Raw genomic sequence first — 23,807 nt, 5'->3', positions numbered from 1 at the left:
TGGAGGAAATTCGTGAAGCGTGTAGTCGGACTTGTTGCAGCAGGTGCCTTTTCGCTTGCCCTGGTGACCGGTTGTAGTTCCTCCGACAATTCGTCGTCGGAGACGTCGTCGGCCGCTCCGACCACGACCACTTCCAGTGACAGTGCCACGGGAAGCATCACCGTCTTCGCGGCGGCGTCACTCAAGAACAGCTTCACCGAACTCGGCAAGGAGTTCGAGTCCGAGAACCCCGGTTCATCGGTCACATTCAGCTTTGCCGGGTCCTCGGATCTCGTCGCCCAGATCACCCAGGGCGCACCGGCTGACGTGTTCGCCTCGGCTGACGCCGCCAACATGACCAAGGCCACCGATGCCGGTGTCGTCGCGGGGTCGCCCTCGGATTTCGCGAGCAATACCTTGACGATCGTTGTACCGCCTGGCAATCCGAAGGGCATCGCGTCCTTCGCCGATCTGGCAAAGGAGGGGACACAACTGGTGATCTGCGCTCCGCAGGTCCCGTGTGGCGCGGCTACGAAGAAGGTCGAGACGGCCACAGGTGAGACCCTCTCGCCCGTCAGTGAGGAATCGTCGGTGACCGACGTTCTCAACAAGGTGACGTCCGGGCAGGCCGATGCCGGCATCGTTTACGTCACCGACGCGAAGTCCGCGGGTGACAAGGTGCAGACGGTCGCGTTCCCGGAAGCCACCACGGTGGTCAACCTGTACCGGATTGCGGTGCTGAAGGATTCGAAGAATTCGGAAACGGCAACCAAGTTCGTCGATCTCGTCAAGGGGCCCAAGGGCCTGGCAGTTCTGAGTGACGCGGGATTCGCTGCCCCGTGACACACCTAAGACCGGCAGTCCGGGCTCCGCTCGGGTTGCCGGTATGGATTTACCTTCCGGCGCTGATCGGCGGAGCGTTTGTCATCGCGCCCTTGGCGGCGATGCTGGCCACCGTGCAGTGGTCGCAGTTCTGGGAACTCGTGACTTCCGAATCGTCGGTTGCCGCGTTGAAACTGAGTTTGAAGACAGCGGCAATGAGCACGCTGCTGTGCATCCTGTTCGGGGTACCGATGGCCGCGGTGTTGGCGCGCAGTCATTTTCGGGGACTGTCCGTTCTTCGATCCTTGATTCTGCTCCCGCTGGTTCTGCCGCCCGTGGTGGGCGGTATCGCGTTGCTGTACACGTTCGGGCGCAAAGGGTTGATCGGTGAGCAGTTGGAAGTGCTCGGCATCCAGATAGCATTCTCGACAACCGCGGTGGTCCTGGCGCAGACGTTTGTTGCGCTACCGTTCCTCGTCGTCAGCCTCGAAGGTGCACTACGCACTGCGGGTACAAGATACGAGGCCGTTGCCTCGACGCTCGGAGCCCGCCCGACCACTGTGCTTCGCCGGGTGACTCTGCCGCTGGTGCTTCCCGGTCTGGTGTCAGGGGCAGTTCTGGCTTTCGCTCGAGCGCTGGGGGAATTCGGTGCGACGCTGACCTTCGCGGGAAGTCTGCAAGGGGTGACGCGTACCCTGCCGCTGGAAATCTATCTCCAGCGTGAGACCGATCCGGATGCAGCGGTGGCGCTTTCGCTGGTGCTGGTCGTAGTCGCGGTGGTCATCGTGGTTGCGGTGCGTGGACGCGGATCGGCGGGTTCGTTGTGAGTGGCCTCCACGTCGACATCGAGATTCCGGAGCGCGACGTCGTTGCGACGTTCGACGTAGCGGCGGGCGAGGTGACCGCCATCCTCGGGCCGAACGGCGCCGGCAAGTCGACGGTACTGGCGGCGGTTGCCGGACTGCATCATCCGCAGCGCGGGTTGATCGAACTCAATTCCCGCGTTCTCACCGATACCCGTAGGGGAGTCGTGTTGGCACCCCATCGGCGCGGCACTGCCCTACTCGCGCAAGAGGCACTTCTCTTTCCCCATCTCAGTGCGGCTGCGAACGTGGCGTTCGCGCCGCGCAGTGCAGGGCGGTCGCGTCGCGATTCCGCCGAGTCCGCGCGCCATTGGCTGGACGCAGTCGACGCCGGCGATTTGGCTGACCGCAAGCCTTCACAACTCTCCGGTGGCCAAGCGCAACGGGTTGCAGTGGCGAGGGCATTGGCTGCTGAACCCGAACTGCTTCTACTCGACGAACCGATGTCCGCGCTCGATGTCGCCTCCGCCCCCGCGCTGCGGTCGTTACTGCGCCGAGTGCTCAGGACCGGCGATCGCACTGCCGTACTCGTCACGCACGACGCTCTGGACGCACTGGCGCTGGCCGACACGGTTGTCGTCATGGACGGTGGCCGGGTCGTCGAACGTGGTGACGTACGAACAGTTCTGACCCGCCCGCGTAGTGCATTCGCAGCACGCATCGCCGGAATCAACTTGCGCAGCGGCACGATGGCCGGAGACGGAGTGCTCAGAAGTCCGGTCGGGGTGGATATCGCGGGCCAGACGGAGACCGACCTACCGGCCGGCAGTGCCGCCGTGGCGGTCTTCGAGCCGCGAGCAGTGTCGGTCTTCCTGGATCCGCCGCACGGCAGCCCACGAAATGCGTTTGCGGTTACGATCGCGGAGATCGAAAACCGAGGCGATGTCGTCCGAGTGCGAGCGGAGGACGAAGCCGGCCAGCCCGGCTTGTCTGCCGACATCACGGCGAGCGCAGCGGCCGAACTCGATCTGGTTCCGGGATCGGCCGCTACGTTTGTGGTCAAGGCCACCGAGACGCTGATCTATGCGCAGGGTGCAGGCTCGTAGACGTCCTCAACGACCGAATCCGCATAGAGGGCTGCAATTTCGGACGCGTACTTCTCGGCTATCGGCTTGCGCCTGAGCTTCATCGTCGGTGTCAGCTCGTCGCCGCCTGGCTCCCAGAACATGGTGAGTACGTGAAACCGCTTGATCTGCTCGGCCCTCGACAGACGCGAGTTTCCCTCGGCGACAGCAGTTGCAACGACGTCGACGATCCGAGCGTCCTTGGCGAGTACCGCGGCCTCGGCCGCAAGTCCCAGTGAGCGTGCCGCTCCGACCGCGGCGTCGGCGCTGAGAGTGATCAACGCTGTGTTGAACTTTCGGCCGTCTCCGATCGTCACGACCTCACCGATCAACGACGACGACGTCTTCACTGCCGTCTCGATGGCAGCCGGTGACATGTTCTTTCCCGACGCGTTGATGATCAACTCCTTCTTGCGATCGATCACCGTGAGGTAGCCGTCGGCGTCGGCGGTGACGACATCTCCGGTCGAGAGCCACCCGTCTGCACTGATCGCTTCGGCCGTTTTTGCGGGTTCGCCGCGGTACCCCTTCATGACCAACGGTCCTCGAACCAGTAGCTCGCCGTCCGCCTCGATGCGCATTTCCATGCCTGGGAGCAACTTTCCGACCGTTCCGAGCTTGGTCGGCTCGGCCGGCGCGGTGCTCGCGATGCATGTCAGCTCGGACATTCCCCAGATCTCCGAGATCGGAACTCCCAGGGCCGCAAAGAATGCCAAGGTTTCCGGCGGAATCGGTGCGGCGCCAGAGATGGCCCACTTCAGTTCGGCAAAGCCGAGTTTCGCACGCAGAGCGGACAGGACCATCGTATCGGCTCGGGCGTAGTCCGCTTCCAGTTCGGCGGGGACTGTTTCACCGGCTCGCAAGTGTGCGAGACGAGTGCGACCGACGTCGAGTGCCCACTGCAACGCCGCTCGCCGCGCGTCGTCCGGTTCGTTGGCGACAGCCGATTCGACTGCAACTTTCAGCTTTTCCCACACACGGGGGACGCTGCCCCAGATCGTGGGGCGACAGTCCGGAAGCGCGGCCGCTACCTGGCTCGGATCCGGCACGACAGTGATCTGGGTGCCGAACACCATTTGCATGTACAGGCAGGTGAGCCGATCGGCTATGTGCGCCGACGGCATGTACGAGGTGATGCGGTCACCGAATTCGACGGGGAGTACAGCGCTTACGGCGTTGGTTTCGAACAACAGGCATGCATGAGTCGTCTCGACGCCCTTGGGGTTGCCGGTCGTGCCGGAGGTGTAGATCAACGTGGCGACGTCGTTCGGTTTCACCGCACGCCAGGTGCCCTCGAAATCGAAATCCGATGCGGCAGAATCCTTCATCTGCTCCAGGGTCACAGTGCCGGGCTGGTGGACATGCGATTGCGCGTCGACGACGACGATCGTCTCGAGTGTGGCGCCCGAGCGGCGGACCGTATCCACGTACCGGTCTTCGCAGACGAGAACCCGTGCACCCGAATTGGCGAGGATGTAACGGATGGCTTCGGGTGCCGACGTGTTGTAGATGGAGAAGGACGTCGCGCCGAGATGTTGGGCACCGACGTCGATCGGATAGAACTCGATGCGGTTACTCATCATCAGGGCAACCGTATCGCCGTGTCCCACGCCGATTCCGGCCAATCCCGCGGCAACCTCGCGGACCTGTTCGGCGTACTCGCGCCACGTCAGTGTTCGCGCATCGCCGATGTCTCGCAGGGCCACCGAGTCGGGCGCTACCGCCGACACTCGCTGGAAGGCTGCACACAACGTGGTCATGATGATCTCCTGGATGCCTTTGTCAGGGCTGATGCATTCGTCGGGGCCGCAGCGGTGGTTCTGTCTTCGAGTTCGCGGATCAGGTCGTGTGCCTGTTTGTCCCTGGCCAGATAGCCGTCGGCCAGGACATTGATGAATCCGCGTCCCCACGCCCAGGGTTCCCAGGCAGCGGGGGCAAGGGTCCGCGCGGCGCGGCGCGCGATCGCGTCTGCGATCACCGTGGCGGCACGGTCCGGGGAGATTCGATGACGGAGGGGACCGGGTAGTCGAGCGTCGAGTTTGCGCCCGATCTCGTCGTCGTCGAGTGTGGCGCGTGCAAGTTGTGTATCCACCATCCCGAAGTACGCGATGCCGGCAGTGGCGCCGTAGCCGGCAACCTCGAGACGCAGCGCCCGGCCGAGCGCTTCGACCCCAGCCTTGCTGATCATGTACGAAGCGCCGCCCAAACCGGGGGCGAACGACGCTGCCGATGACACGACGACGACGTGCCCACTGTTGCGGATCACCTCGTCGATGGTCGGATGCACTGTGTTGAAGACGCCGGTGAGATTGACGTCGAGCACGCGATCGAATGCGTCGGGATCGATCTGGCGCAATGTTGCCGGGGGAGGGGTGATTCCGGCGTTGGCCACCACGACGTCGATTCTGCCCAGCTGCTCGATGATCGTTTGCACGGCTGCGGTCATGCCGTCCCGATCTCGGACATCGGCCGTCACCGTCACGACTCGCTGTGACTCGAATGAGCGCTCGGCCGTTGCCAATGAACTTTCGTTGACGTCGACCAGCGCCACGGTGGCCCCACGCCGGTGGAGAGTGCGCGCCAGCGCGGAACCGATACCGTCGCCTCCGCCGGTGATCAGCACGACCTTTCCGGCGACGTCGTAGTCGATTCGGCGTCCGGGCAGTGGAATGCCCAGATCGCGGACTGTTCCCGCAATTGCGGACATGCGTCCCGTCATTGCTTCAGTGCCTTCCGTGTAGAGCGCGGATGAGAACCTTGACCAGCCAGTCGATTCGGGCGGTCCGTCGAAACGTCGTCAGTGGTAGGGGCGAACGGAATCGTTGCCTGGTCATCGACCGGGCATAGGTGAACTCCTTCAGACCATCTGGGCCGTGAACGCGTCCGAAACCAGATGCTCCGACCCCACCCAGTGGCAGGTTGGGAACCGCGGCATACATCACGTAAGAGTTCACCGACGCTCCTCCGGATCGGAGCCGATCGGCAACAGCCACTCCATGCTTGCCGAACACGCTTGCTCCCAATGCATATGGCGACGCATTGACCAACTCCACCGCCTCGTCCATCGAGGCGACCTTGGTGATCGTCATCGTCGGGCCGAAAGTTTCCTCCGTGACGGCGAGGCTGTCTTCGGGGACGTCGACCATGATGGTCGGTTGCACGTACTGGCCGGAGATCGAGCCGAGCCCTCCGAGAACGACACGTCCACCCCGCGACATCGCGTCGTCGATGTGGCGCCGGATTACAGCCACTTGCGCGGGCATGGTGATCGGACCGATCTTGTCCTCGGCACCCGGACCGGCATGAACTCGGGCAGCCAAAGTGATTGTCTTGTCGATAAACTCGTCGTAGACCTGTTCGTGCACGTATACACGCTCGACGCCCAGACAGGTTTGACCGGAGTTGGACAATGCGCCCCACACCGCAGCATCCGCGGCGGCACCAACATTTCCGTCGGCATCAAGGATGAGCGCGTCCTTACCGCCACATTCCATCAACACCGGTGTGAGGGTCTCGGCGCACGCTGCCATGACTTTCTTGCCCGTCGCGGTCGATCCGGTGAACCCGATCTTGTCGACACCGGCCAGGCACAGTGCCGCGCCGACCGAACCGTCGCCTGTGACAACTTGCAGCACAGGATGTTCAGGGACGACCTCGGCAAACGCTCGGACCAACCATTGCCCGACTGCCGGGGCGAACTCACTCGGCTTGTAGACCACGGCATTGCCTGCAGCCAGCGAGAACGAGAGCGAACCGAGCGGGGTGAAGACCGGATAGTTCCACGGACCGATCACACCGATCACCCCGAGAGGTCGATACTCCACCGAGGCGGCCTGATTGACCGTCAACAAACTGGAGCGGACGCTGCGCCTGCCCAATACCTTTCGGGCATTCTTCGACGCCCACGCGAGATGTTCGAGTGCCATGGCGATTTCGAGCATCGCGTCAGGGTGCGGCTTGCCCATGTCCCGGTGCACGACGTCGGCGAGTTCGGATGCTCGACGAGCGATGATTCCACGCCACCGATCCAGTCGACGAGCGCGTTGCTCGAATGTCAGTTCTGCCCACCACTCGGAAGCAGTTCGGGCGTCGCGCACTGCCTGTGTCACCGTGTCGTCGGACGCCTGTGTAGTCGTGTCGATCTCGGTCGCCGTCATCGTGGAGTTCCTTGAAGTGTGTGGTGAACGGCGCCGTCGGCCCAGCTGCGAGTGACGCGTTCGAGGATCGGTCGGGACAGAGACAGAATCGGGGCGAACAACGGCTGCGCTTGGACAGCGAACGTCCAGGTGAGGCGGCTGCCAGTCGAAGTCGGTTCCAGCACCAGATCTTCGGCGAAGCGTTTGAACCCCGGCAGTGACGCCGACTCCACGTAGAACGTCATTCGGTGCCCCTCGTCCCAGCGGAAGAATCTCTCGTTCAGTGCAGCAAAAGCGCCGGCGCGCACGGTTCGGGTAGTCCCGATGCCGAATGGTCTGGCCGAGGTCCAGTCGGCTCCGGTGATCCCGCGCGCCCACGACGTGAGCGCTCCGTCCGCGGTCAACGTCTGCCACAAGCTTTCGCACGTCGCTTCGGATTCGATCCGGTGAGTGATCACCAGCGGCGCGGATCGGACGAAGTCTGCGTCGGCTGCCGCAAGAGAGAATTTTCCCCTCACAGGTCCACCACCAAAGATGCACCGGTGGAACGTGATCGACAGGTCAACATCGAATCGGCACGTTCGGATTCGGTGAGCAAGGTGTCTCGATGATCGACGCTCCCTGAGAGCACCCGAACCTTGCACGTACCGCAGAAGCCCTGTTGGCAGGAATACGCGACTCCGGGAAGTGCACGTCGTATCGCAGCCAAAGCACTTTCGGACTCGCCCACATCGACGGTGAGACCGGTGCGCGCCAGATGCACCGTGAACTCCTTGCCGTCGACTACCGGGAGTGGGGAGAACCTCTCGCTGTGCACCGATCCGGTCGGATTGCCGGCGAAGGTCGCCGCGCGCACCATGTTCATCAGCGGCGCCGGTCCGCACGTGTACACCGCGGCACCGGGATCCGCAGCAGCGACCAGTGTTTCGATATCCGTCGGGCCCAACTCGTCGTCCGGTCGGATGGTTACCCGGCCGCTGGAGTATTCCTCGATCTCGTCGAGAAATGGCATGGCCGTCCGAGTTCGTCCGAGATAATCCAAACGCCATGGGATTCCGCGGCGGTGACAACGTTGCACCATGGGAAGGAGCGGAGTGATCCCGATTCCGCCCGCAACAAAGAGGTACGACGGAGCAGCGACAAACGGAAATGCGTTGCGTGGCCCTCGGACGTCCACAACCATGCCGGGTTTCAGCGACTCGTGTATCTCGCGCGAGCCGCCCCCACCCTCGTCGATCCTCCGGACGGCGATCCGATACGAGGACAAGTCGTCGGGGTCGCCGCACAGCGAATACTGTCGTTGCCTTCCCGAGGGGAGAAAGATGTCGAGGTGGGCGCCGGGAATCCACGACGGAAGGGTGATTCCTTCCCTCGGGGTCAAGGTGACACTCAGGACGTCGTCGCACTCTGACCGGACGGACTTCACGTCCAGAGTCATGTCGAACCCGCTGTAGCGGACCGGGCTGGGGCGCGAAAGTATGTGCGCTGCTGGACTTGCTGCAAAGATTCGGCGGTATGCGCCGGTGGCTTGCGCGGCAAACCTCAACGACCGGGTCGGTGTGAAGTCGGGTGCGTCGTGGGAACTGTCGGCAGTCGTCTTGTTCATCCTGCGCTCGCTTCGGAAGAACGATTGGCAGCAGGCGAGCGAGCGAGGTAACGCATGGCGACGTCCATGTCCCCGATCTGGGAAGGATGGAAGCTCGGCCGCAGATACGGAGGAATCTCGGTGATCAGGAATTTCATGTTGGGTACCAGGCCACGACGGGTGGCGCTTATCAGTTGGAGAGGCCACAGTCGGCCTTTCGTCGCGGACGGGTCCTGTCGGAACAGGTAGTTCATCGAGGCGATGAACAGCACGAACAACGTGAAGCTGGCCAGCAGCGCCGTGCGAACACGTCTGGCGTAGCTGCCGTCCACGTACATGTAGGCGTCGAAGGCTACGTTGCGGTGTTCGACTTCCTCGGCGCCGTGCCACTTCACCATGTCGAGCATCATCGGGTGCATGCCGGCATCTTCGAGGGCGGGATCGGTGAGCAGCCATTCCCCGACCACTGCCGTGTAGTGCTCCATGGCGGCAAACAAGCCGAGACGTTCACAGAGCCAGGCGTGCTTGGCTTTTCCGGTCAATCCTTTGTCGCCCAATATCTTGTCCACGAGCCAGTCCATCCGGCGTGACATCGGTTTCATGTCCATGCCGAGGTCCGCAAGATGCTCGCGTGCACCTTTGTGCGACGACGCGTGTGTTGCTTCCTGGCCGACGAATCCCACCACCTCTTCGTGCAGGCGGGTGTCCTCGATGAGCGGGAGTGCTTCGGCGAGCGTTGCGGACATGGCCCGCTCTCCCTCGGGTAACACGAGATGCATGAAGTTGATGACGTGGGTGACCATCGGTTCGTTCGGCACGTAATGCAGTGGTACGCCGTCCCAGTCGAAATCGACGTCACGGGCGGCGATCGCATGTGCTTCGTCGGTGTAGCGGCGAGCGCCGGACGGTGCGACGACGGGTGTGCCTCGGAAGGCGTTGATGCCGAGCATTATCGGATCCTCACGGTTTCTCGAGCAGTGGTGAGTGCTGCGGACGAGACGGGTTGTACCTGCGCGTAGTGAGCGAGGTCGGCTCGTTTGGTCCTGGCGCGGAATGATCGGTTGAATCCGGGATAGAAGGTGTAGTTGCGGCCGCCGTCGACGAGGTAGTAACTACTGCACCCCCCGGCGTTCCACACGCTGGTGGCGAGTCGGCGGTCTGTCGCGCGTACGAACTCGCGTTGCACGTCAGCGCGGACGTCGATGCTGCCGATGCCGCGCTCGTCCATTTGAAGAATGCAGCTCACGATGTACTCGACCTGGGCTTCGATCGTGACGACCTGCGAGGTGTAGACCACGGAATTGGGGCCGAGGATCATGAAGAAGTTCGGAAAACCGCTGATAGTGGTGCCGAGGAAGGCCTCGGCACTGCCGTTCCACGTCTGCGCGAGGCTGCGGCCGTCCTGGCCTCGGATGATGTCGAAAGACGGGTTGTCTCCCATCCGAAAGCCGGTTCCCATGACTATGGTGTCGACTTCCCGGAAGGCGCCGTCCGCGGTGAGAACTCCGCGCTCCTGCACCTCGACGATTCCGTCCGTCACCACCTCCACATTGGGTGACGCCAGCGCGGGATAGTAGGTGTTCGAGAACGTTGGACGCTTGCATCCGAATGCGTAGTGGGGGAGCAGCTTTGCGCGAAGCTCCGGGTCCCGCACCTGCCGGCGAAGGTGTGCTCGACCGAGCGCGGCCAGCCCTTTGAGCAGTGACGGCTTGTACACGAATCCGGGTACCAGGGCTTCTTGAAGCAGGTCGAGTCCCTTGCGTGCCAGTCGTTGGGTGAGCGGCACCCGCTCGAAGAGAGCGCTTGGCCAGCCGGTCATCGGCTGATCCGGATGCGGCAGGATCCACGTCGGTGTCCGCTGGAACACGGTCAACGTGTCCGCGAGCGGTTGCAGTCTGGGGATGATCTGCACCGCAGAGGCGCCGGTGCCGACCACGGCTATCCGCTCACCGCGAAGGTCGTGGTCGTGGTTCCAGTCCGCGGTGTGGAACATCTGACCACGAAACGATTCGAGCCCGGGAAGGTCGGGTGTGGCGGGGGCACTGAACGGGCCGGTGGCCGCGACCAGGAACTGTGCCTCCCAGACGGTTTCCGCAGTGTGTACCCGCCAGATCTGGGCTTGCTCGTCCCACGAAGCTTCTGTCACGTCCTGGTTGCAGTGGAAATGACCGGCCAGTCCGAAGCGACGGACGCAATCCCGGAGATAGTCGTAGATCTCGGGCTGTAGCGGATACAGCCGCGTCCAGTTCGGATTGGGCGCAAACGAGAACGAGTACAGAATCGACGGGATGTCGCACTGTGCACCGGGGTAGGTATTGACCTGCCAGGTCCCCCCGGGCTCCGCACCCCGTTCCAGAACGACGAAGTCGTCGATCCCGGACTGCTTCAAGCGGACAGCCGTTCCGATGCCGCCGAAACCGGCTCCGATGACGACGACTCGTGTTCGGCGAGTTCGAGTTTCCTCGTCACCGGCCGATGGCCCCGAGGTTGGGTCGATGTCGACCATGTGTGACGCCTCCTGATTGGTGCGTGAACAACTGAACGAAGAGTAAGTCTGACATCAAGTGATGTCAACAGCGATTGATGTCAGAATTGAATTGATTGACATCGTGCGATGTCAGTTCGCTTGCCGAGGTCGCCGCGATAACCTGAGGTCGAGAGCACTGCCGGTCAGTGAGAACATGGGGACATGACGGATACCGAGGCTCGGCGCACCGGCCCGCGCAGGTGGCGTGGGCAGGAACCAGAAGATCGCCGCGCCGCGCGCCGGGCACAGCTGATCGAAGCCGGGTTGCAGATCATGGGCACCGAGGGTGCGGCCGCCGCGACCATGCGTGCGACCTGCCGCGAGGCTGCGCTGACCGAACGGTACTTCTACGAGAGCTTCGCCAATCGTGACGAACTGCTGGTCGCCGTGCTCGACGAGGTCGTTCTCGGGGCGCGTGACACTATTCTGGACGCTCTCGAGGCGGCACCTTCCGAACCGTCGGCGCTGATCCGTCACGTGGTGAAGGCCTTCACCACCTACGTATTCAAGGATCCGCGCCGTGGACGCATCATGTTCGTCGAATCCCAGGCGGAACCTGCGCTGTGGGATCGAGGGCGAGAATTGATGGCGGAGTTCACCAATCCGATCTCCGCGTCGCTCGAGCTGATGTACGGCGGCGAGGCAACCGACTCCGCGAACTCCGAACTCAATTCGGTGGGGCTGTTCGGTGCCCTCGCGTTCATCTATCAGGCGCACACCCCGTCCTCCAAGATCTCTCGAAAGCGTTTGGTGGAACACATTTCGCTCATGGTCGAAGCGCAGGCGACGGTCAACAGCACGCCCGCGAGAAAAGAATGACGTCCGCGTCGGCCACAAGCGGAAAGCGTCTCGGTCCTGAAGACCGGCGTGAGCAGATCATTGTCAGCGCGGCAAAGGTTTTCGAGGAGAAGTCTTTTGCCGACGTCTCGATGACCGAGTTGGCCAAGGCGGCCGGGGTCGGTCGTCCGCTGCTCAATCATTACTTCGGCTCCAAGCGGGAGTTGTACCTCGACGTCGTGCGGCGATTCGTCTTCATTCCCGAAGTGGCGGTGGACCGCATTCCGCGATCGGCGAGCCAGGAGAAGCGGATCGGCGCCGTGATCGATCGGTGGCTCGACGTCGCCTGGCGTCATCGCGACATGTGGATCTCGACAGTCATGTCCGACGACCTCCGCCGTGACCCCGAGATGGACCGGATCCTGCAGGACGCTGACGACGTTGCTGCGCGACGCATGATGGATGCGCTCGAGATTCGACCGAGCGAAGGCAGCGAGGCTGCTGTTCATTCGATGATCGTGGCGTACGGAGGATTGGCGAAGGCCGCCAGTAAGCAGTGGTTGGTGACGGGAGCGCTCGACCGCGAACAGGTGCACCTTCTGCTGGTACGCAGTTTGCTCGCCATCGTGCGTGACGTTCTGCCGGCGTGCGAGGCGGATTCCTGATTGCTCAGAGTGATCTCGCCACGAGGTCCTTCATGACTTCGTTCGATCCGGCGTAGATTCGCTGAATACGAGCGTCGGCGTACATCTGAGCGATGGGATATTCGAGTATGTAGCCGTACCCGCCGTGTAGTTGCACGCAGCGGTCGATCACGGCGCACTGCTGATCGGTGAGCCAGTACTTGGCCATCGCGGCGGTAGTCGCATCGAGTTGCCCGGCAAGATATTTGACGATGCAGTCGTCGATGAACGTTCGTGAGATACGAGCGATGGACGCACACTCGGCAAGTTCGAAGCGGGTGTTCTGCAGATCGAAGAGCGTTTGTCCGAACATGTTTCGGGATTTGGTGTACTCGACGGTGAGGGCGACGGCACGCTCCATTGCCGCAGTGGCTGCAACCCCACAGATCAATCGTTCGGGCAGTAGCTGCTGCATCAGCTGGGCAAACCCTGTGCCTTCGCGGTCCCCGAGCAGGTTTGTTGCAGGCACCCGCAAGCGGTCGAAGAACAGCTCGGTGGTGTCCTGGCCCTTCTGTCCGACCTTCTCGAGTATTCGCCCGCGCTCGAAACCCGGTGTGTTGTCATCGACCTCGGCCACGATGAGCGACACTCCACGCGCTCCGAGACCGGGATCGGTCTTGGCGGCAATGATCACCAGATCACAATTGCGACCGTTCGAGATGAATGTCTTTGCGCCGCTGATCAGGTAGTCGTCACCGTCGCGGACGGCGCGGGTGGTGATGTTCTGCAAGTCGGATCCGGTGCCGGGCTCGGTCATGGCGATTGCGCCCACCCACTCGCCACTCACCAGCTTCGGTAGCCAGCGCAGTTTGTGCTCGTGATCGGCGTAGGCATTGAGGTAGTGCGGCACGATTCCCGAGTGCACGCCGAGTTGGAGTGAATGATCACCCGCCATGACCTGCTCGTGGAACAGCACGGCGTCGTGCGCAAACGTTCCTCCTCCGCCGCCGTACTCGGTGGGGATCGACATGCCGGCGAGCCCGAGCGTCCCGAGTTCCCGATATGCGGATTTGTCGGGAAAACCCTGGGACGCGAAGCGTTTCTGATGCGGTGTGACGTGTTTGGCGAAGAAGTTCCTTGCCAGGTCGGCCACGGCCTCCAATTCGTCGTCCATCCACGGGGGCCGGCGTTCGGTGGTTCGGGTTGCGGTAGATCCTTGCGTCATCGTGATTCTCCCGATCGATGAAGTGCGACCCGCGAGCGGATCCGACTCCACCTATCATCCACACTGTTGACAGAGTGTCAATAACAGGGTGGTCGAATCGACCTCCGGACCCGCCTCGAATTCCACGTCGGCCGCCCGCAAGAATGGGAGGACACAGACACGAACAGGCCGGCGCGAAGGATGGGCAGTGGACCCCGAAGAAACATCAGCGGGTCACGAGTCCAACCTCCCGGCTCCGCGGCCGGCGCGCAGCGTCCTGTTCGGATTGCCGCCGGTGGGAAACAGGTACCCCGGAGCGGTTCGCGTCGCCCTCGCCCTGGCGATTCCGGCGGCCATCGCCACACTGCTCGGATTCGGGTCTGCTTCGCTCCTGGTCGGCCTCGGTGCATTTGCATCGATCTACGGTGAGGGTCGTCCGTACCGGAGCAGGTGGAAGGCAGTCGGTATCGCCGCGACGGCGCTGACGATCCTGTCCTTCATCGGGGCATCAGTGGGTGAGCCCGTCCACCGAGCCATCGCCGAGGGAGCGCCGACGGTGCTGCTCGACTTTGTCGTGCTGATCATGGCCGTCGTGGTGTCGACCTGCGCCTTCACCGTCGACGCGCTTCGATTGGGTCCACCGGGCGCGTTCTTTCTGTTGCTCACCACCGAGATCAGCTCCGTGATCGCCACTCCCGGCCAGCCGCCGGTCGAGGTCGCGATGTGGACGGCAATCGGTGGGATCAGCGCGGTGGTCATCTCGATGACGGGAATCGTGTGGGCACCGAGAGCTGTCGAACGCAGCGCTGTACAGGCAGCCGTATCGGCCGTTGCGGAGTACACGGACGCTCAGGCGGCGTACGCCCCACCCGAACTCACACGAGACAAACGCCACGCTGCAGCACTTCGGCTGCACGACGCGTGGCAGTGCCTTTACCGCGGCGCAATCGTCGGGAAAGACCACCCGTTGACCCGTGAACTCGAACGAGCGCAGATCTCGATGGCCAGAGCGATCTCCGACGACCACGATCCGGAGCTCATGGCGGACCCCGCGTTCGATGTCGACGAGGTCGGGGCTCACCCGCCTCTGCCCGATCCGACGATCCGATATCGGTTCCTCCGCGCCTGCAATCCGTCCAGCCGAGCGTCGGTCACGGCACTTCGGCTGTCCATTGCCTGCATGGCCGCGGGAACCCTCACCGTCCTGCTCGGCATCGATCGCCCGGACTGGGCGGTGATCGCCGCGGCGATGGTCCTTCATCAAGGACCGGATCGAATACTGGGCACCTATCGCGGAATTCACCGCATCGGCGGAACCGTCCTCGGCTTGATTCTGTTGGGTGCCATCTACGCCTGGAGTCCGACCGGTCTGTGGTTGGTGGCGGTACTTGCTGTCCTGATGGCCGGGATCGAGCTGTTCCTGGTGCGGAATTACGGGATAGCCGTCATCTTCATCACCGCCCTCGCGATTCTCCTCGGCGCGGCCGGTGGTGCGCACGGGACCGTCCAACATCTGATCCTCAGCCGCATGCTCGAGACGGCAATCGGCGTCGTCGTGGCGTTGGTGGTCCTGTGGACGGTGGGGCGCGGTGCGCATCGACGCACTCTGATCTGGGTCGACGAACGGGCGAGTAGCGTCCTGTTCAAGCTGCTGACCGAAATCCGCGCGAGGCACTATGCACCACAGGCGAATTGGTTGGAGCTTTCGGAGCTTCGACGGGACCTGGACTTCGAACTGCGAGGTAGCGCGATGGCCGGGATCGACGCCGCCCACAACGAACCCGAGTGGGCGTCGCAGCAGTGGAGGACGCACACCGAATTGCATCATCTGGGATCGGATGTACTGCACCGACTGTGGTTCGGAACGCAGGTGTCCAGATCACACCTCGAGGAATGGGAGTCTCGTTACGTGCGTTCGGGTTCGGTGTGATCGAGCATCGGCACAGCGCTGAACTTGGCTGGATTCGCAATATCGTAGGCTGCGCACACAACTCCGTCGCGGACAGTGAAGCCGGCAACGCGAGCGGCGAACTGCGGGTACTGGTCATCCCCTGGTGAGCCGGCGAATACACCGCCGAGCCGTCCGTTGACGAGAACCGGTGACATCGAGAACACCGCTGCCGGTCCGTACTTGCGGGCCAATCCCAGGTAGAACCGCGCCACACGATCGCTGCCGCGCACAATGTTGACAGCCGTGCGGGTCGTTCCGCCTGCGTCACCGATCAGGACGGCATCGGGATCGAGTGCATCGATCACGGCGTTCAGATCTCCACTCGCGATAGCCGTCACCAATCGCTCGACGGCGGCAGCATGCTCCTCGCTACTGACCGGGACCGGCGCCGACGCTGCGGCTTTACGGGCCCGCGAGGCCAACTGACGGGCAGTGGCTACTTCGATGTCGAGGATGCGCGCAACCTCGGCGAAGGGCACGTCGAAGCCGTCATGCAGGACGAAGGCAACGCGCTGAGCGGGAGTAAGGGTGTCCAGGACGACGAGGGCCGCAAAACGATTCTGTTCCTGCCTCACGACGTACTCCAGCGGATCGGGTGTCGCTGAGGGTGTGCCCGCGGTGGCGTCGACGGGCGTGACGATCGGCTCCGGAAGCCACTGTCCGACATAGCTTTCTCTTCTGACTGCGGCCGATTTGAGATGATCGAGGCAGATCCGACCGACAACAGTGGTGAGCCATCCGCGCAGCTCCCGGATCTCGAGGTCGCTTCCTTGTCTCGATTGTGCGACTTGCAAGCGTATCCATGCCTCCTGCACCGCATCCTGAGCGTCGCTGAAACTTCCGGTGAGACGGTAGGCCACCGACGTCAGGTGGCCACGGTGTTGCTCGAAGTCCTGCGCAGTCGTCGGCGAAAGCATGCCCTCATGATACGGACCTCACACATTAAATCCGGCATGAATGTAACCGTTGACCCAGGTAGTGGGTGCCGACGTATGGTTTCGGCACTGCTAACGGCTCGATTCTGTCTTCACATTCATTGGAGTCTCACGTGTTTCGGTCTTTCCCGCTCATGTCGCTCAACTGTTGTCGTTGAACTGACATTCCCCACACCTGCCTGTGCCGAGCGCCGCATACGGCGCTCCGGACAGGTGTAGCCGAGAACTGAACCAATCATCTTCTACAGGAAGCAACTTCATGATTCGCCCTCGTTTCGCGCGCTCGGTAGCCGCGGCCGTCGCCTTTGTCACTCTGTCCAGCCTTGCCGTTGCCTGCTCGGGCTCCTCCGACGAAGTCGTCAAGACCGCCGACGGCAAGACCGTCCTGCGGTACGAGGGCAGCACCGGACAGGTCATCTACCCCGAACTGGCCGCTGACCTCGGTTACTTCAACGACGTGGAGCTCAACTGGATCGGCGATACGACCAGCGGCCCTCAGAGCATTCAGAACGCAGCGACCGGTCAAACCGAGTTCGGCGGAGCGTTCAACGGTGCGGTGGTGAAGTTGGCTTCCGCGGGTTCACCGATCACCTCGGTCATCGGGTACTACGGCTCCGACAAGGAGAGCTTCAACGGGTACTACGTACTCGACGACAGTCCGATCAAGTCGGCGAAGGACTTGATCGGCAAGAAGGTCGGGATGAACACCCTTGGTGCGCACCACGAGTTCGTCGTCCGTGAATGGCTTGCGCGGCAGGGACTTACGCCTGACGAGATCAAGCAGGTTGAATTGATCGTCGTTCCGCCGGTCAACACGGAACAGGCGCTGCGGCAGGGACAGATCGATGTCGCCACCCTCGGCTCGGTCTTCCGTGACTCAGCGCTCGAACGCGGTGGTCTTCGCGAGCTGTTCACCGACGAATCGCTGTTCGGCTCGTTCACCTACGGCACGTTGGTGTTCCGTGACGACTACATCGCGCAGAACAAGGAGGCGGTCGCCGATTTCGTACAGGGAACAGCACGGGCCATTCGCTGGACCCAGACGCACCCACGAGAAGAAGTGATCGCGAAGCTGACGTCGATCATCAACAGCCGCGGACGCAACGAGGACACCAAGCTCATCAGCTACTGGAAGAGCCCAGGAGTTGCCGGTCCCGGCGGAACCATCACCGATACCGAGATCAGCACGTGGATCGACTGGCTCACCCGTAACGGTGAACTCGAAGAAGGAAAGTTGAAGCCGTCGGACATCTACACCAACGAATTCAACCCGTACGCCAACGGAACGTATTCACCCGACAGCGGCGCTGACGGACAGGCACTGGAGGCAGCAAAATGAGCACAGAACCGAAACTACGGCTCGAGCACGTCACCAAACAATTCGACATTCGTGGGACCGACGAAGTTTTCACCGCGGTCGAGGACATCAACATCGACGTGGCGCCGGGGGAGTTCCTGGTCCTCGTCGGGCCGAGTGGTTGCGGCAAGTCGACTCTGCTGGACCTCCTCGGAGGACTCAGTTCACCCACGTCCGGTCGAATCCTTCTGGACGGCAAGCAGATCACGGGCCCAGGCTTGGATCGGGGAATCGTCTTCCAGCAATACGCGCTACTTCCATGGCGAACTGCACGTCACAATATCGAGTTCGGACTCGAGGCGAAGGGCGTGAAGAAGAGCGAGCGACGCGAACTCGCCGAGCATTACCTCGAACTGGTCGGTCTGCAAGGTTTCGCGGATCGCTATCCGCACGAGTTGTCCGGTGGAATGAAGCAGCGAGTCGCGATCGCCCGCAGCTTGGCATTCGATCCCGAAGTATTGCTGATGGACGAACCATTTGCTGCGCTGGACGCACAGACGCGAGAGTCGCTGCAGGACGAGCTTCTGCGCATCTGGAAGGCCACCGGCAAGACCATCCTGTTCATCACCCACGGAATCGACGAGGCCATCTACCTCGGGCAACGAGTCGCAGTACTGACTTCGCGCCCGGGGCGCGTCAAGACGATCGTCGACATCGACATCGACCGGTCCGGCGACGACGTGCGATCGGGTGAGGAGTTCCGTGTGTTCCGGCACCGGATCTGGACGCTGCTGCACGGTGAAGTCGAGCGCGCTCGGGCCGGCGAACTCGATCCTGCCAAGGAGGTTGCACATGTCTAGCGCATTGGCGACGCCGGAGGTGGTCGTCGACCCGAAACCGTTGCCCGACAAAACACCTGATATTGCGCAGCGGAGCCAGGCCGGCGGCAAGGCGGCGCGCTACATTGGTTCCACCGCCTGGCGGATTGCCAAGCCGTCGATTGCGATCGCGATCTTCCTCGGGATCTGGGAAGCGGCACCTCGGCTCGGGCTGGTGGACAAGGTCTTCCTCCCGCCCTTCACCGAAGTTGTGTCCGCATTCTTCACTCTCGCCGAGAACGGACAATTGCAAGAGCATGTTTCGGCCAGTCTGACGCGTGCGCTGACCGGATTCTTCGTGGCCATTGCGATCGCGATTCCGTTGGGAATCGCGATCGCCTGGTACCGCCCGGTCTCCGACTTCCTCAACCCGATTCTCGAATTGTTCCGCAACACAGCAGCCTTGGCTCTGCTTCCCGTCTTCGTGCTGATTCTCGGAATCGGTGAGGAATCGAAGATCGCCCTGGTGATCTACGCCTGCACCTTCCCGATTCTGCTCAACACGATCTCCGGTGTGCGAACAGTGGACCCCCTGCTGATCAAGTCCGCTGCCTCGCTGGGGTTCTCCTCGATTCGGCTGTTCCAGAAGGTGGTTCTGCCCGCCGCAGTTCCCACGATCTTCACGGGTATCCGCATGGCCGCCGCGTCGTCGATTCTCGTGCTGATCGCCGCCGAAATGGTCGGGGCCAAAGCCGGTCTCGGGTATCTGATCACCGCTTCCCAACTCAACTTCCAGATCCCGAACATGTATGCGGGCATCGTCGCGATCTCGTTGTTGGGTCTGACAATCAACGCGATTCTGGTCCTGATCGAACGTCGGCTCTCGCGCTGGCGCGTCACCACCTGACCACACTTTCACGGAAAGATTCTGCGAACTCATGTCCGAACGACAATTTCATCTGAACGCCTTCCTGATGGGCGTCGGCCATCATGAGGCGGCGTGGCGCCACCCACGCACAAATGCGGCCAACCTTCTGGACGTCAAGCACTTCCAGGAACTGGGGAGAATCGCCGAGCGTGGCAAGCTGGACTCGGTGTTCTTCGCCGACGGTCTAGCAGTCGGCCCGCGGGTCAAATACAACACTCAGGCGATCTTCGAACCCGTCACCTTGCTGTCGGCGATCGCTGCGGCCACCGAGAAGGTGGGGTTGATTGCAACCGCGTCGACCAGTTACAGCGATCCGTACACTCTTGCAAGGAAGTTCGCTTCCCTCGATCACATCAGTGGCGGACGAGGCGGGTGGAACATCGTGACGTCGGCCGGCGCCGACGAGGCCGCGAACTTCGGCCTCGATGCGGTACCGACGCACAGCGGTCGTTACGAGCGCGCCGAGGAGTTTCTCGACGTGACGCTCGGACTCTGGGACAGCTGGGAAGAGGGGGCAGTTGTCCTGGACGAAGAGACCGGAATCTTCGCCGATCCTGATCGTGTCCATCGCATCGACCATGACGGTCAACGATTCACGGTGGCTGGCCCGCTCAATTCGCCGAGGTCTCCACAGGGACGTCCGCTGCTTGTACAGGCCGGTTCCTCCGAGAGCGGTAAGGATTTCGCGGCGAGGTATGCCGAAGCCGTGTTCACCGCTCAACGAACACTCGAGCAGGGGCAGGATTTCTACAACGATCTCAAAGCGCGGCTGATCAAGTACGGGCGTAGACCCGACGAGATCAAGGTGCTGCCGGGCATCGTGCCCTTCATCGCGGATACGGAAGAAGAAGCGAAGGCTCTGGAGCAGTCGTTCACGGACCTGATCTCTCCGGAGTATTCGCTGCGCCAGCTCTCGAACATGGTGGGTGTCGATCTCACCGAGCATTCTCTGGATGCCCCGCTGCCACCGTTGCCGGACATCGATCGCATCCAAGGGAACAAGAGTCGATACCAGCTCGTCAAAGATCTTGCAGAGAGCGAAAACCTCACCGTCCGTGAATTGATCGGCAAACTCGGCGGTGGCCGTGGGCATCGGACTTTTGCCGGGACACCGGAGCAGGTCGCGGACGAGTTGACCGAATGGTTCGACAAGGGCGCAGCGGACGGCTTCAACATCATGCCGCCCTATCTGCCCGGAGGGCTCGAGGTGTTCGTCGACCGGGTCGTGCCGATTCTGCAGGCGCGTGGGCTCTTCCGAACCGAGTACACCGAATCGACCCTGCGGGGCCACTACGGCCTCGATCGTCCGGCGAACCGGTTCTCGCGGGCCGCTGACGCGGCAGAAGTGAGCGCGTGACGGAAACACTGCCCAAGGAACAGCCGGCGATTGCCGGACTCAAGCCACTGGTCACAACGGTTTTCGTGCCGGCGGCCATCTTCGGGATCGGTCAGGGTGCGGCTGCCCCCATCATGGCCGTCACCGCGCGCGACCTGGGTGCATCGGTCGCCGTCGCCGGCCTGATCGTTGCGCTCGGTGGCTTGGGTGCCGTACTCGGTGACCTCCCTGCCGGCCGGATAGTGTCGCGTTTCGGTGAGCGCAGGTCGATCATCGGCGGAAGTTCTTTGGGTGCAACAGGAGTGGTGATCTGTCTGCTTGCACAGACTCCGTGGATGCTCGGTATCGGCGCACTGTTGACCGGACTGGCGAATGCGGTGTGGGGCCTTGCGCGGCAGAGCTACCTGGCCGAGACCGTGCCACTCGGTCTTCGGGCCCGAGCAATGTCGTCGTTCGCCGCGATGTGGCGGTTGGGTTTCTTCCTGGGACCGCTCATCGGTGCCGGCGTGATTCTCCTGGTGGGAGCGCGCGGAGGATTCCTCGTCCAGTTGGTGGGCGTCGTGCTCGCCGGGGCGCTGATGGCCCGCGTTCCCGACCCGCCACGAAAGGTGCAGGCGGGCAACAGCGATCACGGGCACGTCACCCTCCCGGAGATCCTTCGCCGTCATCGTGCCGCTCTGTCGACGCTCGGGACAGGCTCCCTTCTGATGGGCGCCGCCCGCGCTTCGCGTGAGGCCGTTCTTCCATTGTGGGCATTGCACCTCGGGTTGGATGCAGCCCAGGTGAGTGTGATCTTCGGTATCGGTGCGGCCGTGGACCTGCTGTGCTCGTATCCGGCCGGACACATCATGGACCGATACGGCCGTAGGTTGGTCGCGGTGCCTTCGCTGACGGTGATCGGTGTGTCGTACCTGATGTTGCCGTTTTCGACGGGTGCAGTGGGATTGACCGTGGTCGCTGTCGTGATGGGGATCGGCAACGGACTGGGCAACGGCGTGATCATGACTCTCGGCGCTGATATCGCCCCGCCCGAAGAGCGCGCCGAGTTCCTCGCTGCATGGCGATTGACGCACGACACGGGCATGTTCGGTGGGCCGCTCGCGATCGGTCTTCTCGCCGCGGTGTTCCCGCTCGGGTGGGCATTTGCCGCACTGGGCGCGACTTCGTTCGCCGGCGCGGCGATGATGTTCCGCTTCATTCCGGTCTATTCTCCGCGGGTGTCACCCCGGTCGCGCGTCGGGAAACTGTAGGTAGGCTCGCTACATGCGATTCGGACTGTTCGTACCTCAAGGCTGGCGTCTGGACCTGGTCGGCATCGACCCCGCGAAGCAGTGGGAGGTGATGCGAGACTTCACGCTGCGCGCGGAGGCAGGGCCGTGGGAGTCGGTGTGGGTCTACGACCACTTTCACACCGTTCCCCAACCGACGGAAGAAGCGACTCACGAGGCGTGGACGTTGATGGCCGCACTGGGTGCGTCGACCTCGCGTATCCGACTGGGCCAGATGTGTACCGCCATGAGTTACCGAAACCCGGCGTACCTCGCCAAGGTCGCCGCGACCACCGACCTGATCACGGGTGGACGCGTCGAGATGGGCATCGGCGGCGGTTGGTACGAGCAGGAGTGGCGCGCGTACGGCTACGGTTTCCCCTCTGCCGGTGAGCGTCTGGGCCGCCTCGACGAAGGAATCCAGATCATGCAGCAGGCGTGGTCGACCGGCAGCTCGACGCTCGACGGCAAGTACTACCAGGTCGACGGAGCGCTGTGCCGTCCACTTCCGTTGCAAGAGGGCGGAATTCCCATCTGGGTTGCCGGTGGCGGCGAGAAGGTCACACTCAAGATCGCGGCCAAGTACGCGCAGTACACAAACTTCGACGGCACCCCGGCCGGCTTCGCGCACAAGTCCGAGATCCTGAAGAAGCACTGCGACACCGTCGGTACCGATTTCGACGCCATCGTCCGTTCGGCCAACTACAACGTGGCCATCGGCGCGACGGAATCCGAGGTGGCTCAGCGGTTGGAGACACTGAAGGACAGACTGACGCCGTTGGTCGGCGAAGCTGCCGCCGATGCGTCGCTCGATGCGTTCCGCGGAATGCCTGCCGTAGGTACACCCGAGCAGATCATCGAGAACCTGTCGGCGCTCAAGGCGCAGGGACTCGAGTACGGAATCTTCTACTTCCCCGAGGCCGCGTACGACACGTCGGGAATCGAGATGTTCGAGAAGGAAGTGCTGCCCGCGCTTGCGTAACCGTTAGGGCTAGCGCAGGGAGTCAGGAAGATCGGCCGGGTTGATCAGAAGCCGGCGATCGGGGTGGGTGCGAACTTCTTCGGAGTCGGGGATCCGGCTCTGCAGGAAGTTCCACTCGCTCGCACTGACAGCTGCGATCGCGCGTGCCAGCACTGCCGAGTCCTTGGTTCCCCACTCGATCGGCATGGGGCTGACCATCTGCCACGTGTCAGCCTTGCTGCGGGTGGAACGATCCGAACGCAGTGCCACCGACGGAATGCGGTCGCCGACTCGCCACTTCGGATTGAGTCGAACATTGCGGCTGACGAGCGCGTACTTCGGTGCTCCGGCCGCCGGCTTCGCGATGTCGATCAGTGCCGTCAGGGTCGCCGCTCGAGGGTGAACCTCGGTGACGATCGCGGGAACCAGTGGGTTGTCCGCATACAGAGATTCGACGCTTCCCACCTTGCGAGGTGCCCACAAGGCGACCCACAGTGAACTGGCCGCACCGATGGCGAGGACCGCGCCGATGATGATGGACCACACCTCACCCATGCTGATCAGCCAGGCTCCGACCGCGGCGAGGACGATCGCGAAGATCACCGCAGAAATCTGCAGGCGGCGTACGTCGGCCAGTGTGTCGTTGACCGACTTGGCGTGGGCCTTGTCGACGGTGAACTGGAAGTCAGCCACGAAAAAATCCTTCGGGTGGTGCCGGACGATCTAGGACCGG

The 23,807-nt window shown here is 62.7% G+C and carries 22 protein-coding genes; 12 read left to right on the top strand and 10 right to left on the bottom strand.

Annotated features, from left to right (window positions below; translation table 11 throughout):
- The first annotated feature begins 12 nt into the window (after window positions 1-12).
- Genes modA through GJB56_RS15805 form a run of 3 tightly spaced genes read left to right on the top strand, consistent with a single transcriptional unit; the run spans window position 13 to window position 2,710 of the window.
- Window positions 13-822, top strand: coding sequence for a molybdate ABC transporter substrate-binding protein (gene modA, locus GJB56_RS15815; RefSeq protein ID WP_113683303.1), 810 nt, complete (start codon window positions 13-15; stop codon window positions 820-822).
- Window positions 819-1,628: an ABC transporter permease gene (locus tag GJB56_RS15810; protein ID WP_020970514.1), complete on the top strand. Its 810-nt coding sequence runs from the start codon at window positions 819-821 to the stop codon at window positions 1,626-1,628. Before modA ends, GJB56_RS15810 begins: the two co-directional genes overlap by 4 nt.
- Entirely contained in the window at window positions 1,625-2,710 is a 1,086-nt protein-coding gene (locus tag GJB56_RS15805) for a sulfate/molybdate ABC transporter ATP-binding protein (protein WP_020908824.1), read from the top strand. Before GJB56_RS15810 ends, GJB56_RS15805 begins: the two co-directional genes overlap by 4 nt.
- Here the strand turns inward: GJB56_RS15805 and fadD11 are convergent.
- From fadD11 to GJB56_RS15770, 7 genes are read right to left on the bottom strand one after another with little or no spacing between them, the layout of a single operon-like run.
- Window positions 2,686-4,488, bottom strand: coding sequence for a fatty acid--CoA ligase FadD11 (gene fadD11 / locus GJB56_RS15800; RefSeq protein WP_113683302.1), 1,803 nt, complete (start codon window positions 4,486-4,488; stop codon window positions 2,686-2,688). The genes GJB56_RS15805 and fadD11 overlap by 25 nt on opposite strands.
- A complete protein-coding gene (locus GJB56_RS15795) occupies window positions 4,485-5,447 on the bottom strand; it encodes an SDR family oxidoreductase (RefSeq protein ID WP_069145735.1) in 963 nt (320 codons plus the stop codon). The genes fadD11 and GJB56_RS15795 overlap by 4 nt, the downstream gene beginning before the upstream one ends.
- Window positions 5,448-5,451: 4 nt before the next feature.
- Complete coding sequence (locus GJB56_RS15790) at window positions 5,452-6,885, bottom strand: aldehyde dehydrogenase family protein (protein ID WP_069145736.1); 1,434 nt, start codon at window positions 6,883-6,885, stop codon at window positions 5,452-5,454.
- Complete coding sequence (locus GJB56_RS15785; protein ID WP_021345298.1) at window positions 6,882-7,382, bottom strand: SRPBCC family protein; 501 nt, start codon at window positions 7,380-7,382, stop codon at window positions 6,882-6,884. Before GJB56_RS15785 ends, GJB56_RS15790 begins: the two co-directional genes overlap by 4 nt.
- The gene (locus GJB56_RS15780; protein WP_020908820.1) at window positions 7,379-8,470 is read right to left on the bottom strand and encodes a PDR/VanB family oxidoreductase; all 1,092 of its coding nucleotides are present in this window, start codon (window positions 8,468-8,470) and stop codon (window positions 7,379-7,381) included. The genes GJB56_RS15785 and GJB56_RS15780 overlap by 4 nt, the downstream gene beginning before the upstream one ends.
- Window positions 8,467-9,399, bottom strand: coding sequence for a metal-dependent hydrolase (locus GJB56_RS15775; protein ID WP_021345296.1), 933 nt, complete (start codon window positions 9,397-9,399; stop codon window positions 8,467-8,469). The genes GJB56_RS15780 and GJB56_RS15775 overlap by 4 nt, the downstream gene beginning before the upstream one ends.
- Window positions 9,399-10,955, bottom strand: coding sequence for a flavin-containing monooxygenase (locus tag GJB56_RS15770; protein ID WP_113683301.1), 1,557 nt, complete (start codon window positions 10,953-10,955; stop codon window positions 9,399-9,401). Before GJB56_RS15770 ends, GJB56_RS15775 begins: the two co-directional genes overlap by 1 nt.
- A 183-nt stretch (window positions 10,956-11,138) precedes the next feature.
- Between GJB56_RS15770 and GJB56_RS15765 the strand changes: the two genes are divergently transcribed.
- Window positions 11,139-11,795, top strand: coding sequence for a TetR/AcrR family transcriptional regulator (locus GJB56_RS15765; RefSeq protein WP_020908817.1), 657 nt, complete (start codon window positions 11,139-11,141; stop codon window positions 11,793-11,795).
- Window positions 11,792-12,418: a TetR/AcrR family transcriptional regulator gene (locus GJB56_RS15760; RefSeq protein ID WP_113683300.1), complete on the top strand. Its 627-nt coding sequence runs from the start codon at window positions 11,792-11,794 to the stop codon at window positions 12,416-12,418. The genes GJB56_RS15765 and GJB56_RS15760 overlap by 4 nt, the downstream gene beginning before the upstream one ends.
- 4 nt (window positions 12,419-12,422) lie before the next feature.
- On the opposite strand, the gene GJB56_RS15755 is transcribed toward GJB56_RS15760, so the two are convergent.
- Window positions 12,423-13,601 carry an acyl-CoA dehydrogenase family protein gene (locus tag GJB56_RS15755; RefSeq protein WP_113683350.1) on the bottom strand — a complete coding sequence of 393 codons (1,179 nt, stop codon included), beginning with the start codon at window positions 13,599-13,601 and terminating at the stop codon, window positions 12,423-12,425.
- 187 nt (window positions 13,602-13,788) lie between these two features.
- Between GJB56_RS15755 and GJB56_RS15750 the strand changes: the two genes are divergently transcribed.
- The gene (locus tag GJB56_RS15750) at window positions 13,789-15,510 is read left to right on the top strand and encodes an FUSC family protein (RefSeq protein ID WP_113683349.1); all 1,722 of its coding nucleotides are present in this window, start codon (window positions 13,789-13,791) and stop codon (window positions 15,508-15,510) included.
- Here the strand turns inward: GJB56_RS15750 and GJB56_RS15745 are convergent.
- A complete protein-coding gene (locus tag GJB56_RS15745) occupies window positions 15,486-16,448 on the bottom strand; it encodes a sigma-70 family RNA polymerase sigma factor (RefSeq protein WP_113683299.1) in 963 nt (320 codons plus the stop codon). The genes GJB56_RS15750 and GJB56_RS15745 overlap by 25 nt on opposite strands.
- 277 nt (window positions 16,449-16,725) lie before the next feature.
- On the opposite strand from GJB56_RS15745, the gene GJB56_RS15740 reads away from it, so the two are divergent.
- Genes GJB56_RS15740 through GJB56_RS15715 form a run of 6 tightly spaced genes read left to right on the top strand, consistent with a single transcriptional unit; the run spans window position 16,726 to window position 23,095 of the window.
- Window positions 16,726-17,805: an ABC transporter substrate-binding protein gene (locus tag GJB56_RS15740; protein ID WP_019744955.1), complete on the top strand. Its 1,080-nt coding sequence runs from the start codon at window positions 16,726-16,728 to the stop codon at window positions 17,803-17,805.
- The gene (locus tag GJB56_RS15735) at window positions 17,802-18,623 is read left to right on the top strand and encodes an ABC transporter ATP-binding protein (protein ID WP_003940477.1); all 822 of its coding nucleotides are present in this window, start codon (window positions 17,802-17,804) and stop codon (window positions 18,621-18,623) included. Before GJB56_RS15740 ends, GJB56_RS15735 begins: the two co-directional genes overlap by 4 nt.
- Window positions 18,616-19,488 carry an ABC transporter permease gene (locus GJB56_RS15730; RefSeq protein ID WP_042952728.1) on the top strand — a complete coding sequence of 291 codons (873 nt, stop codon included), beginning with the start codon at window positions 18,616-18,618 and terminating at the stop codon, window positions 19,486-19,488. The genes GJB56_RS15735 and GJB56_RS15730 overlap by 8 nt, the downstream gene beginning before the upstream one ends.
- Window positions 19,489-19,519: 31 nt before the next feature.
- Window positions 19,520-20,866, top strand: coding sequence for an LLM class flavin-dependent oxidoreductase (locus tag GJB56_RS15725; RefSeq protein ID WP_113683298.1), 1,347 nt, complete (start codon window positions 19,520-19,522; stop codon window positions 20,864-20,866).
- Window positions 20,863-22,095 (top strand): MFS transporter, encoded by a 1,233-nt coding sequence (locus GJB56_RS15720; protein ID WP_021332205.1) that lies wholly within the window; start codon window positions 20,863-20,865, stop codon window positions 22,093-22,095. Before GJB56_RS15725 ends, GJB56_RS15720 begins: the two co-directional genes overlap by 4 nt.
- 13 nt (window positions 22,096-22,108) lie before the next feature.
- Entirely contained in the window at window positions 22,109-23,095 is a 987-nt protein-coding gene (locus tag GJB56_RS15715; protein ID WP_021345292.1) for an LLM class F420-dependent oxidoreductase, read from the top strand.
- A 9-nt stretch (window positions 23,096-23,104) separates the two neighbouring features.
- Here GJB56_RS15715 and GJB56_RS15710 read toward each other — a convergent pair whose 3' ends face one another.
- On the bottom strand, window positions 23,105-23,767 hold the full coding sequence (locus GJB56_RS15710) for a DUF3239 domain-containing protein (protein ID WP_113683297.1): 663 nt from the start codon (window positions 23,765-23,767) through the stop codon (window positions 23,105-23,107).
- Window positions 23,768-23,807 lie beyond the last annotated feature (40 nt).

The sequence above is a fragment of the Rhodococcus sp. AQ5-07 genome (assembly GCF_009707305.1).
Taxonomy (GTDB): domain Bacteria; phylum Actinomycetota; class Actinomycetes; order Mycobacteriales; family Mycobacteriaceae; genus Rhodococcus_F; species Rhodococcus_F erythropolis.
The sequence above is the reverse complement of the archived record's forward strand: the minus strand, read 5'-3'. Positions and strand labels throughout refer to the sequence as shown.

Coding starts and splice junctions, on each gene's coding strand:
- GJB56_RS15715 (WP_021345292.1), top strand. CDS start 22,109: ATGCGATTCGGACTGTTCGTACCTCAAGGCTGGCGTCTGGACCTGGTC.
- GJB56_RS15765 (WP_020908817.1), top strand. CDS start 11,139: ATGACGGATACCGAGGCTCGGCGCACCGGCCCGCGCAGGTGGCGTGGG.
- GJB56_RS15790 (WP_069145736.1), bottom strand. CDS start 6,885: ATGACGGCGACCGAGATCGACACGACTACACAGGCGTCCGACGACACG.
- GJB56_RS15745 (WP_113683299.1), bottom strand. CDS start 16,448: ATGCTTTCGCCGACGACTGCGCAGGACTTCGAGCAACACCGTGGCCAC.
- fadD11 (WP_113683302.1), bottom strand. CDS start 4,488: ATGACCACGTTGTGTGCAGCCTTCCAGCGAGTGTCGGCGGTAGCGCCC.
- GJB56_RS15770 (WP_113683301.1), bottom strand. CDS start 10,955: ATGGTCGACATCGACCCAACCTCGGGGCCATCGGCCGGTGACGAGGAA.
- GJB56_RS15795 (WP_069145735.1), bottom strand. CDS start 5,447: ATGACGGGACGCATGTCCGCAATTGCGGGAACAGTCCGCGATCTGGGC.
- GJB56_RS15780 (WP_020908820.1), bottom strand. CDS start 8,470: ATGAACAAGACGACTGCCGACAGTTCCCACGACGCACCCGACTTCACA.
- GJB56_RS15755 (WP_113683350.1), bottom strand. CDS start 13,601: ATGACGCAAGGATCTACCGCAACCCGAACCACCGAACGCCGGCCCCCG.
- GJB56_RS15730 (WP_042952728.1), top strand. CDS start 18,616: ATGTCTAGCGCATTGGCGACGCCGGAGGTGGTCGTCGACCCGAAACCG.
- GJB56_RS15760 (WP_113683300.1), top strand. CDS start 11,792: ATGACGTCCGCGTCGGCCACAAGCGGAAAGCGTCTCGGTCCTGAAGAC.
- GJB56_RS15740 (WP_019744955.1), top strand. CDS start 16,726: ATGATTCGCCCTCGTTTCGCGCGCTCGGTAGCCGCGGCCGTCGCCTTT.
- GJB56_RS15725 (WP_113683298.1), top strand. CDS start 19,520: ATGTCCGAACGACAATTTCATCTGAACGCCTTCCTGATGGGCGTCGGC.
- GJB56_RS15735 (WP_003940477.1), top strand. CDS start 17,802: ATGAGCACAGAACCGAAACTACGGCTCGAGCACGTCACCAAACAATTC.
- GJB56_RS15775 (WP_021345296.1), bottom strand. CDS start 9,399: ATGCTCGGCATCAACGCCTTCCGAGGCACACCCGTCGTCGCACCGTCC.